General features: G+C 56.9%; 11 protein-coding genes. 4 read left to right on the top strand and 7 right to left on the bottom strand.

What is annotated here, in order from left to right; translation table 11 throughout:
- The coding region (locus ACREAY_RS06400; RefSeq protein WP_431754932.1) for a putative quinol monooxygenase at positions 1-387 on the top strand (387 nt) is incomplete at its 5' end.
- On the opposite strand, the gene ACREAY_RS06395 is transcribed toward ACREAY_RS06400, so the two are convergent.
- The 5 genes from ACREAY_RS06395 to ACREAY_RS06375 form a co-directional block, all read right to left on the bottom strand.
- Positions 371-1,306, bottom strand: a complete 936-nt coding sequence (locus ACREAY_RS06395) for a tetratricopeptide repeat protein (protein WP_431754931.1) — start codon at positions 1,304-1,306, stop codon at positions 371-373. The two genes, ACREAY_RS06400 and ACREAY_RS06395, sit on opposite strands and share 17 nt — an antisense overlap.
- A gap of 33 nt (positions 1,307-1,339) precedes the next feature.
- A complete protein-coding gene (locus ACREAY_RS06390) occupies positions 1,340-1,882 on the bottom strand; it encodes a type 1 glutamine amidotransferase (RefSeq protein WP_431754933.1) in 543 nt (180 codons plus the stop codon).
- Positions 1,883-1,894: 12 nt separating this feature from the next.
- Complete coding sequence (locus tag ACREAY_RS06385; protein WP_431754930.1) at positions 1,895-4,792, bottom strand: UPF0182 family protein; 2,898 nt, start codon at positions 4,790-4,792, stop codon at positions 1,895-1,897.
- A gap of 257 nt (positions 4,793-5,049) precedes the next feature.
- Positions 5,050-6,189: a DNA primase small subunit domain-containing protein gene (locus ACREAY_RS06380; protein WP_431754929.1), complete on the bottom strand. Its 1,140-nt coding sequence runs from the start codon at positions 6,187-6,189 to the stop codon at positions 5,050-5,052.
- Positions 6,186-7,193 (bottom strand): DNA primase, encoded by a 1,008-nt coding sequence (locus ACREAY_RS06375; RefSeq protein WP_431754928.1) that lies wholly within the window; start codon positions 7,191-7,193, stop codon positions 6,186-6,188. The genes ACREAY_RS06380 and ACREAY_RS06375 overlap by 4 nt, the downstream gene beginning before the upstream one ends.
- A 76-nt stretch (positions 7,194-7,269) precedes the next feature.
- On the opposite strand from ACREAY_RS06375, the gene ACREAY_RS06370 reads away from it, so the two are divergent.
- The gene (locus ACREAY_RS06370; RefSeq protein ID WP_431754927.1) at positions 7,270-8,154 is read left to right on the top strand and encodes a deoxyribonuclease IV; all 885 of its coding nucleotides are present in this window, start codon (positions 7,270-7,272) and stop codon (positions 8,152-8,154) included.
- A 1-nt stretch (position 8,155) separates the two neighbouring features.
- Here the strand turns inward: ACREAY_RS06370 and ACREAY_RS06365 are convergent, their stop codons facing one another.
- A complete protein-coding gene (locus tag ACREAY_RS06365; RefSeq protein WP_431754926.1) occupies positions 8,156-8,473 on the bottom strand; it encodes a hypothetical protein in 318 nt (105 codons plus the stop codon).
- A 104-nt stretch (positions 8,474-8,577) separates the two neighbouring features.
- Between ACREAY_RS06365 and ACREAY_RS06360 the strand changes: the two genes are divergently transcribed.
- Together ACREAY_RS06360 and ACREAY_RS06355 are read left to right on the top strand one after the other, a co-directional pair.
- Entirely contained in the window at positions 8,578-9,360 is a 783-nt protein-coding gene (locus ACREAY_RS06360) for a 2-amino-3,7-dideoxy-D-threo-hept-6-ulosonate synthase (RefSeq protein ID WP_431754925.1), read from the top strand.
- The gene (locus tag ACREAY_RS06355; RefSeq protein WP_431754924.1) at positions 9,353-10,411 is read left to right on the top strand and encodes a 3-dehydroquinate synthase II; all 1,059 of its coding nucleotides are present in this window, start codon (positions 9,353-9,355) and stop codon (positions 10,409-10,411) included. Before ACREAY_RS06360 ends, ACREAY_RS06355 begins: the two co-directional genes overlap by 8 nt.
- Here ACREAY_RS06355 and ACREAY_RS06350 read toward each other — a convergent pair.
- Positions 10,412-10,982 (bottom strand): response regulator (locus ACREAY_RS06350; protein WP_431754923.1); only part of this gene is annotated, 571 nt, incomplete at its 5' end.

Below are 10,982 nucleotides of genomic sequence, written 5' to 3'. Positions count from 1 at the left end.
GGCAGTCTCTGCCCTGATGAACAGGCCGATGGCAGCGTGAGTGGCGTGGAAACTACCGACGTTGAAAAATTCAAGGCAAGGACCGTCGACGCCATACGCGTGCTTGCCTTTTTCAAGGCAGCGCCGGGGCGCGCCGGCGATCTTGAAAAAGTGCTGCTTGGCCTCGTCGGCCCGACCCGGGGCGAGCCGGGCAACATTTCATACGTGTTGCACAGGATGGACGGCAACCCCGGCGTCTTTATGTTTGACGAGATCTGGGTCTCGAAAAGCGCGCTCGACGAGCACCTGAAGACACCCCACATCGAGTCGCTGCCGGCCCGGATTAAGGACCTGGCGCAGGGGCCGCCGCGGGTGGAGATCTACTCCGAAGTCACAGCTGGGAAATAGCGTCCTCTATTGCTTTTTTGTCCTGCGCGCCGGGCGTCTGCTCCAGGTATTTTACCAGGTCTTCCCTGGCGCCGGCGTCGTTGCCAAGTTGCATCCTTGCCACGGCGCGGTTTTTGTATATCGGCCCAAAGCGCGCGGCGTTGATCCCGACTGCCTTTGTATAATACGCCTCGGCAAGTGAGTGGTCCTTCTTTTTGAGGTAATAGTTGCCAAGGCCCCGGTATGCAAGGTAGTATTTTGGGTTCAGTTTTATCGCCTTTTCGTAGCACGCGACTGCCTTATCCGAGCCGTGCTCGTTGTAGATGCCGCCCAGCTGCGACCACGCACTCGCGTTTTCCGGGTCCAGTTCTGTGGCTTCGTACAATTTCTCCGTCGCCTCGCCTGCCTTGCCCCCCTGCCGCAGGCGCTCTGCCTCAAAGCAGATCCTGTTTGACTTTACAAATTTCAGCTCGTCGTTTTTCAGCAGGTCCTTCATGTCTGCCGGCATCAGCACGATCGTCGTCATGTCGTCCTGCTCCCAGTCCTGCTCGAACTTTTGCTCCGGCACCGCGCCGACCGTGTCCGGCTCCGGCACGTACGTCAGTATCCTGCGCTCCTCGACGTCGTATCCTGACACGACAGTCGCGTGCTGCGCGACGTCCTGTATTCCGGGCGTTATCACTATCGGCGGGATTCCCTGATCAATCCTCTTTTTCAGGTCTTTGAGCGATCCTTTGTAGATGTAGCATGCAAGGCCGCGCTTTTCTGCAAGCTCTATTCCGTCAATGAGCACCGTTGCCCTTGAAGCCGGGCCCTGATCCTTAAGGTCCTCGCCCCAGTACTTGGCCACGACGTTGATGGCAAGCGGAAGGCGCGCGCTCTCGTCGCTCTTGCTTACGAGCGGCAGCGTGACGAAATGATCCGGCTGGGACGACTCCAACTGCCCTGCTGCGCCTGCGAGGGCAAATAAATCTTACAATCTCGAGAAACTTGCAATGAGGTCCAGCCCGTCCCTGCCGCTCCTTTCAGGGTGGAACTGGGTGCCAAAGATCTTTTTCTCATTGTGGGCAAATATCTCGTATTCTGAATACTGCGACCCTGCGAGCCTTTCAAAATCAGGCGGGAGCCTTGCGACGCAAAAGCCGTGGCTCTCGTAGACAGAGATCGCTTCCTTGCCGTCGGTGAGCGGGTTTGGCTTTACCTGCGATATCGATATCTGGCCCTGCACAGGCCGGGGCATCCTGCGTATAGAGCCTCCCAGTGTCAGCGCGATTATCTCGGCGCCGTAGCATATCCCGAGCAGGGGGACACCCCGGTCGTGGCAGTGCCTTATCGCATTCGAGTTGGCCGCGTTTATCGCCGGGTCGTTTCTTTTCCTGCCAGACAGAATGACTCTGTCGCAACTGTCAAGGTCTGAGCGCGTAAAGTCGGAATATTTCCTGTATGTGTAAGGGACTTGCAGCTTGTCGAGGCAGGCGAGTATGTCCGGCGTGAAAGGCGAGAGGTTGTCAATCACTAGGGCCAACGGTCAGCTGACCTCTATCGACAAATAGTGGTTCTCGACCACGCCGTCGACTGACACCAGCACGCCAAAGTTCACCCTGTTGTCCTTTTGCCACTCAAACACTCTGCCTCCGTCCGGCGCAAACTCTGCCGCAAACTCGCTTACGGCTTGCTGCGCAGCCTCGAAATCAGCTTCAGAGACGTACTTTGCATCTGCTTCCTTGAACTCGACCGGCGCCGATATCGCGGTAGGCTTTACGACCTGCAGCCCTGCATCTGCAAACACCTTCTCTATCGCGTCTATCCTGTCCTGGACGTCAAAACTGCCCTGGGGCTCGCCGGTGGGCGGGCTTGTCGGCTCCTCGCCGGCAGACTTGGCTAAATAGTTCTCAAACGCGTCGACAGGTGTGTCTCCGAGGCCGACGTAGAACGTGCCGGTGACCGACGCGCCCACGGCCGCTATCGTGCCTATCTGCGACACGACGCCTCCTGAATTGCCCGACGTGTATACCGGGATAAAGTAGACTTCCTGGTCGCCTATCTTGTAGAGTATGTTCTCGCCCACCTTGGGGGTGCCCTGCAGGAGCGTCTTGATGTTCTTGTATTCCCTGTCCTTTTCAAGCGCCTCCCTTGCGGCAGTAGGGCCTATCAGTTTTGTCGGCGAGTCCAGCGGGACAGAATAGAACGTCATCTCGCCGAGGTTTTCCTGGTCGTTTTCAACTATCATGTATCCCACTAGGTTGCGCGTCTGCGAGCCGGCAAGCTCGAGGGACTGGAACCCGACAAAGGCCGGCTCGGAAAAGCCCTGCGGCTTTGTTATGATGTAGTAAGGAGCGATGTCCTTTGCCGAGTCCTGTGGTATGTCGTAGAACTGGCGCGCCTCGATGAACGTCTTGGGGTCAGTCACGTGGTACTTGTTGAACTTTGCAATCTTCCAGATGAGCATCTCTTCGGGATAGCGGATCTGCTCAGAGAGCCACTCTGGCACCTTCCTCGTGGCGCCTAGCTCGCTGTACTGGCTGTAAAACATCTCGGAGAACGGGTCGTCCCCAGTCACTATCACCTGCACGTCGCCGTTGTACGTGTCGATGAGCGAATAGCCGACTAGCTTCAGCATGAAAGGCGCGCCCCACGGCACGTGGGAGGTGTCAAGGGCGACTATCAGGGGCATCAGCCAGTACGTGTTCTTGCCGTCGCTTACCGGTATGACGCCGGTCTTGTGGAACGTTGGAGTACTGGCGTCGGTTATGGCAAAGTCGTACACGAAATACGGGTAGAGGAGGTCCATCCTGTCGTGGATGTCCTTGTAGCGCATGACGTGTATCGGCGTATCCGGATATGAAAGCATGAAGGTGGGCTCGAACATCCAGCTCACGGGCGGGGCGACGTCGATGCCGCCAGTGCCGTTGTAAAAGAACTGGTCTATCTCGTCGCTCGTCTCTCTCCCGACCGGGTACGCGGACCAGTAACTGGAAAACAGGCTGTTGTCCGTGCTCTCGCCGTAATAGATCCTCTTTTGCGCAAAGAACTTGCCCTCGTCGACGATGTTGCCAGTGTCGGCTTCGAGCATCTTGAAACCCGGGTTTGCGTGGGTGTAGACGAGGTGCTGGTTGAACCACTCGTTGCCCCTGGCAAGGCTATCCGGGAGCATGGGCGCGGTGCTGCCAGTCCAGTACATCGTGCCTCCGAACCTCAGCGTGTCGGTGTCTGAAAAGCTGATGTCGTTTCGCTGCCCTAGCTCGGGCTTTAGTTTCTGAGTTGACGTCTCCTGGTCCCAGAGCCGGATGTTGCCAAGCGTCTCGCGGTTTTCGTCCACGATGCCGCGTATGGCCGAGGGCGAGATTGACGGCGGCTTGACGTCATAGTTGACTATCTTTATCCTGTCAAGCTCGGCCATGTCGCGGTTGACCGCGATTTCCTGCGAGTTGTACGGGCCCTTGTATTCGACCTTTTTTGCCTCCGCAATGCTGGCGTTGATGACTACAAGCGAGCCGACGATTGCGACCACGGCGACTGCCGTGACGAGCCGGGCGTACATGTGGCGCCGGGTGGGATAGATTATCACCCTGGCGCGCCTCTTGTCAAAAAAGCCATAGCCCACAAACGCCGCGCCAAGGACTAGCGCCCCTGCAATCAGGTATTTCGTGTTAAAGTCGATTGCAGAGCTAAAGAATATCGTAAAGCCCGCCCAGAATATGGCGGCGCCGACGATTATCTCGACCGTAGAGATGTAGGACAGGAATTTCGGCTTGCGCTCGCCGGCGTCAAGCACGTACTGCGACACAATGTTCACCGCGCCGGAAACGCCTACGTACAGCAAGAGCCTGATGCTCACGGCACCAAGGAGGGGCGGGACCAGGATTGAAAGGGCCGGTATTGCAGGAATCACGTTTTCTTGCGCAAACGCGCCGTCTGCCGGAACTTCTGCAAACGGGAGGCCAAAGACCCTGCCGATGGAGCCGATGCCAATGTCGCCGCCGGCTGCCATGTGCTGGATTGCCATGCCAAACACCAGGCTGCTGAAAAGGGGCGCCAGGAGCACTACTTTGGTCACCTGCCACATCCCAAAGCTTGTCGGGCTCATCTTGAACTCGGAATACCTGGCAGGCCTAGCGCGGGCCTCAAAGTCTCCCCTTCGGAGAAAGCCCGTGACAACTGAAATGCCGTACCAGACGATAGAGTGGCGCGAGATAAAGTTGACGCGCACAAGGGACACTGCAGCCAGGATCAAGCCGGAGGTGGCCGAGTAATAGAGCGTTTTTGTATAGACGCCACCAAACTCGGAGGCGTTGAGGAGGAGGTTGACTGACTGGTTGCCCGCCACTACAAAGATTACGACGCCCATTGCAGCGAGGATTGTTATCTTGACTATCCTGCCAATGTCTGAGCGGGGTGCCCCGTCCTCGCTATAGCTGTCCCACAATCACAAGAGCTACGCGGAAGCTCTTAATATGTTATTAAAAAGTGCGAAGTTATCTTTCAAAATAACGCAGAGCCCGTTTCAGGGATACATTTCTTAAAATGCGTTTTTGCATCTGGCTGCCAGCATCCTGTTTTCGCAGAATGCTGCGCCAGGATGTTTTTATTTCGACTTCTTCTTTGCCGACTTTTTCTTTGCGGTTTTGGTTGACTTTTTTGTGGTTGCCACGATTCTGCCATGCGGCGCACTAGTATTTAAGATCATGCTGAATCTGCCAGTCCCTTGCAGATCAGGTAGACAGCGGCGTACGCCGGGAGCTCGGCGGATTCTTTTGACAGGTTGTAGGACTCGCCCTTTAGCTTGAACTTTACTTGCGTCTTCATCTTTACCTTTACCTTTGCAGAGCCGAGCAGGCACGCGTCCGTGAACGGGTCAAACGAGTCCAGTTCGTCGCACTTTATCTTGGCAAGGCCGCTCTTGCTGTTTATCGTTCCGGGCATCCTGAATACCCTGTGCACGTCTGTCGTCACCTGCGGGTCTATCCTTGCGCCCATCTCCCTTGTCATCTTGTCAAGCTCTGCCTTGAACCCTGCATAGCCGCCCTTTTCTTTTGCAATGTTGCCCAGCTTGATTATCGACGCAGAGTCGATCTTTAGTTTGTCGGCGACTTTTTTCCTCCACCCAAGGGCAAGGCCGCTCTTTGGGAACTTGACAAACACGTCGTCGCCTCCCTGGGCCTTGCGCACGCCGACGCTCTCTGCAAGGAGGCCGACGCCGGCGATATAGCCGACGAGGTCGGACCTTGCCTGCGAGTCAAGGGGCCGGTACGAGTCGTCGCGCACGTGAAAGTGAAAGCCGTTGTTGCCGGAAAAATATGCGTCGATGTTTTGCCGCTCGACGCCCAGGTCTTCGGTCATAAAATCGATCAGCCGCTTTGCCTCTTTTTTCGACCCGTCGATGCACTTGCTGCACGGTATGGAGACATGGTCGGCCTTTTTTCCGCCGCACGCGCTGCAGGAATATTCTCCGTCGTCAGGCGGCGACGCGTGGCCGCACGCTGCGCAGACAGCATAGGAATGCAACGGGACGCATGGCAGGCCGAGGTCCTTGCCGTCGATGTCAAAGATGAGGTCCGCCCCTAGCCACTGCTTTTCCTGCATTGGAAGGGTCGGAAAGCGGTACAGCGCGTTGGAGCAATAGACGTCAGACGGAACTTCTTTCACCAGCGTCGCGATCAGCTCGCCGATGCTCTTGAATGAAAGGTGGCGCACCATGCCGTGCATCCCAAACTGCGAATAGCCAAACTCGCGCTGGTCGATGGCAGCCGGTGCATGTATCGATTTTTGCTTGAAATAATATTCCCTGAACGCGGACCTGATCACTTCGGCGTTTCGGCTCACTTTCTGCGCCTCCCAAACTGGATTGGGTTTATGATGCCGGCGCAGTCGGAAGTCGCAAAGCAGAGGTTTTCAGTGCGCAACTTGTCGCACGACGGCACTGAATATTTCGTCCTGCTGCCCTTTGTCCCTGCCAGGTGCTCGACCTGGTAGCGGGTTATGCGCTCGTTGTAATCCGGCGCGCTCTTGAACATCTCTACTATCTCGTCGTTGCTCTTGCCTATCGCAAGCATGTAGGTGGCAAGCATCAGGCGCGCCGAGTGGGGAAGGTTCTCGCCCCTGCCCATGACTTCAAGCGCGTGCTTTATGCACGGCGGGTATTCAGTCACGGCATGCGCGCGGTACTCGTACCGCGGGGCGAGCGCGGTGCGCAGCTCCTCTGCCTTATCCTTGATTGCCGTCGGCAGCGCCGGCAGGCTCATGGCGTGCACGCGGCTTGTGATGAGCACCGCAAGCTCGCTCCTTACGAGCCTGACCGTCTCGTCGGCGTCCAGATAGACATGGCCCTTGCTGACTAGCCGGTTTATCATCTTCCATTCCTGCTCGTGGAAATGCGACGAGCGCATAAGGTAGTCTGTGGCCTTGACCTTGAACAGCCTGCCGTCCTCAGTCACGTCTATCGCAAGGCCGAAAAGGTCGTAGAATATTTTTTCAAACAGGGCCCTTTTCTGAGCCTCGTTCTGCTTTTTCAGGTCCTCTGTCAGGAACTTTTCCGCCCGCCTTGCCTCTGCTAACGCGTATTTTTTCAGGGCCGGCTCCATCCCTATCGACTTTACCATTATCAGCGTGACCAGAAAGGTGATTATCTCCGTTTCATATCGGTCAAGCTTGTCATAGACCCTGCCGTCGACGCCGGTCCTTATCCGGTCTGCGGCGCGCTCGATGATGTCCTTCATGTCGGGCCTGTCGAGCTCCTCCCAGCCAAATCCTGATTGGCGCAGGTACTCGCCGGCCTCGTTGAGGAAGGGGTACCTGGCAAGGTCGCCAGTCCCCAGTCGTATGGGCAAGCAAGTAACGTCCGCTGAACTTCAATAAAACGCCATCGCAATAACTTTTAGTAACCGCCGCAGCTTGCTCTGCACCATGAACGCCGGCTACAAGGTGGGCTTTCACGTCTCGATTTCAGGCGGCATTTCAAATTCCGTGGACAACGCAAAGGGCATAGGCTGCAGCGCGTTCCAGATATTCAGCCGCAACCCCCGCGGCTGGGCAGCCAAGCCGCTGAGTGCAGACGACATATCGCTCTTCAAGGGCAAGATGGCGGCAAGCGGCATCGACAGGAACGCGACGGTGGTGCACATGCCGTACCTCCCGAACCTGTCCGGGCCGCCGGGCGAGTCGTATGAGAAGTCTGTTGACACTCTGGCAGGGGAGATCGGCCGCTGCGGCGACCTTGGCATACCATACCTCGTCATCCACCTTGGGAGCCACATGGGCAAGGGTGCAAAGAGCGGCATCGACCAGCTGGCCGGCGCGGTCAACACTGCAAGGGACCGGATGAAAAACGGCGTGACGATACTCCTAGAAAACAGCGCGGGGCAAAAGAACAGCGTCGGGTCGCAGTTTGAAGAGATGGGGACTATACTTGACAGGATAGGCAATGCGGAGGTCTGCCTTGACACCTGCCACCTGTTCGCAGCTGGCCACGACCTGCGCACGCCAGAATCGGTCGAAAAGGTGCTGGGCTCATTTGACAGGGCGGTAGGGCTTGGCCGGCTAAAGGTCGTGCACCTCAACGATTCGAAAGGCCCGCTTGGCTCAAACCTCGACCGGCACGAGCACATCGGCCTTGGCAGCATCGGCGCCCCCGGCCTGGCGGCGTTTGTGCGCCACAAGGCCATAGCCGGCCTGCCGATAATAATGGAGACGCCGATCGAGGACAAGAGGGGCGAGGCTGAGAACATGAAGGCGTTCCTCGGGCTGGTAAGCGACCCGCCTGCGGCGCGCCTGGCCGACCGCGCAACCTGAGTTACTCGCGGGGCCGGTGCGACTCTATGCCCGCCCTGCCCTCGTTATAAGTCACCGTGACAAGGTCGCCGGCGCTGTAGGGGCAATCCTCTATCCTGCGCGGCGTGCGGTCAGAGGTTTCGACTATGCAGACTTTTCCGTCCTTGATGGCTATTTTCGCGTCTTCAGTCACCGTCTTTTTCACGAAAAGATCAAGGATTGGAAAGCCCCATATCACCTGGAGCACCATGAACGCGCCAAAGAATGCGAGGCCGAACAGGATGGCAAGTGTCTTGCCCGATGTCTTTTCAAACATCCCGCCGCCCGGCTCATAGCCCACAATGATTCTTGGGCGCTGCGTCTAAAAAACTTGCGCGCCATTTTACTATCGGCTGCCCCCCAGTATCACTTTTAAGTAGGGCTCCAAGATTCAACTTTATACCAATGGTGTTTGGCAGAGATGTAAGGCTCAGCAGGATACTAAAGGACGGCAAGATGCTGTGCATACCGATGGACCACGGCATCAGCAACGGCCCCATCCGCGGGCTTGAAGACGCCCACGGGATGATCTACCAGTGCGAAGGCGCGGGCCTTACATGCGTCCTTGTCAACAAGGGGATAATCAAGACTATGCCGAGGCCGACCAGCGTCGGCCTCATTGCACATTTTTCCGGCAGCACGTCGCTTGGCCCGGCTCCCAACAGAAAGATGCTTATGGGAAGCGTCGAAGAGGCGCTCCGGCTCGGCGCGGACGCCGTTTCGCTGCACATCAACATTGGCGCCAAGGAGGAGCCGGAGATGCTGCAAAAGCTGGGCATGATCTCTGACAAGTGCGACGAGTGGAGCGTTCCCCTAGTCGCCATGATGTACCCTCGCGGAGAGGGGATCAAAAACCCTCACGACCCGGAGATAGTGGCGCACGCTGCCCGTATCGGGGCGGAGGCTGGCGCCGACATTGTCAAGGCAGTTTATACCGGCGACGTGGAATCGTTTAGAAAAGTCGTAAAGAGCGTCCCGGTGCCGATTGTCATCGCAGGCGGGCCAAAGGCGACCACGGACCTTGAGATACTTGAAATGTGCGCGGGCGCCATGAAGGCGGGAGCCAAGGGCGTGACGTTTGGCAGGAACATCTTTCAGCACAAGAACCCGCCGGCGATGGTCAGGGCGCTGCACAAGGTTATGTTTGAAGGCAATAGCGCCAAAGAGGCTGCAAAGCAACTTGACTGACCCAAAGAGCCGCGACCTGATAGTGAGGCCGACGGTGCCAAAGGCCGGCCTTGAAAAATTCATTTCAAAACTAAAGGGCGTGACCATTCTGAACGTCGAGCCCAAGGTGGCGGCAGGCAAGTTCAAGACCATATTCGAGTCGCCCGACGCAGACTATGTCATCTGCAAGACGTTTGACCAGATGAAGGCTGCAAAGCAATCAGGCAAGCCGTTTGGCTACTTTAAAAAGGTGCTGAGCAACGCCGACGTCGACGAGATCGAAAAGGCGTCGCAGGCAGGCGCGTCGTTTATCATAGTCGACGCAAACGACTGGAAGATAATCCCGCTGGAAAACATCATCGCCAAGCTGCACAGGTCAAAGACCAAGGTCTACACCACTGCGTCCAGTTCAAAAGAGGTAGCGACCATGTTTGCGGTGCTGGAACTTGGCGTCGACGGCGTCATACTGTCGACAGACAGCATTGAAGAAGTGGAAAAGGCGAGCCAGCAGCTGTCCACTCAGCACTTTTCGATAAAGCCTGTCAAGATAATCGAAGTGAGAGACGTGGGCACTGGCGAGCGAGTATGCGTCGACACTGCGTCAATGATGGGGATGGGCGAGGGGATGCTCATCGGCAGCAGGTCGAATTTCATGCTCCTTGTCCATAACGAGTCGGTAGGCTCGTCTTTCACGTCGCCAAGGCCGTTTCGGGTGAACGCCGGCGCAGTATACTGCTACACGATAACGCCGGACGGCAACACGCGCTACCTGTCAGAGCTCGAATCGGGGACAGAGGTCTGGATAGTGAACAGGGAGGGCCAGGCACGCCGGGCGACTGTCGGCAGGTCCAAGATAGAGACCCGGCCCCTCCTGCTCTTGCGCGGAGAGGCTGGCGGCGAGCGAGGAACTGTAATCTTGCAGAACGCCGAGACGATAAGGCTGGTAAAGCCGGACGGCAAGCTCTTATCAGTGACTGAAGTCCAGGCAGGCGACGAGGTGCTCGGGTTTGCCAAGCCGGCTTCGGGCAGGCACTTTGGGATGGAAGTCGACGAGTACATCGTCGAAAAATAGTCACGACATTGCCGAGTCTATTTCTTTAAAGAGCGAGCTGATGCTTATCGGCTTTCTCAGCGCAAACTCGATGCACTTTCTCTCCTTCAGGTCGTTGACCAGCCCCGGGTCAAGCTCGTACGAGCTGATCAGGATGACAGGCGCACCGCCGAGCTCTTTTATCCTCTCTGCCACCTGGCTCCCGGACATGTCCGCCAGGCCATAGTCGACCAGCAGCAGGTCTATCTTTTGGTCCTTTGTCGCATGCTCTATGTACTTTTCAATGCACTCATGGCCCGACCTTGCCGTGACGACGTTGTATTTTATGTAGAATGCCTTGCTGTAGATGCTCAGTATCTCTTCTTCCTCGTCGCATATCAGCACCGTGCGCTTGTCCTCTTGCCGGGCAGGCTTGACGCGGACCTCTTTTTTGGCCATCGTGTCGCCTATTGCAAGCAGGCCCTGCAAGAGCTCGACCAGCCTCGGTAACGATATCGGCTTTGTGATGAACGCGTCAACCCCCAGCGTCGGGAGCAGAAAGTCGAGCTCTTTTTTCTCGACTGCAAAAGCGGTTATCAGCGCTATCTTGACG

The sequence above is a fragment of the Nitrososphaera sp. genome (assembly GCF_050748925.1).
Classification (GTDB): domain Archaea; phylum Thermoproteota; class Nitrososphaeria; order Nitrososphaerales; family Nitrososphaeraceae; genus Nitrososphaera.
The sequence above is the reverse complement of the archived record's forward strand: the minus strand, read 5'-3'. Positions and strand labels throughout refer to the sequence as shown.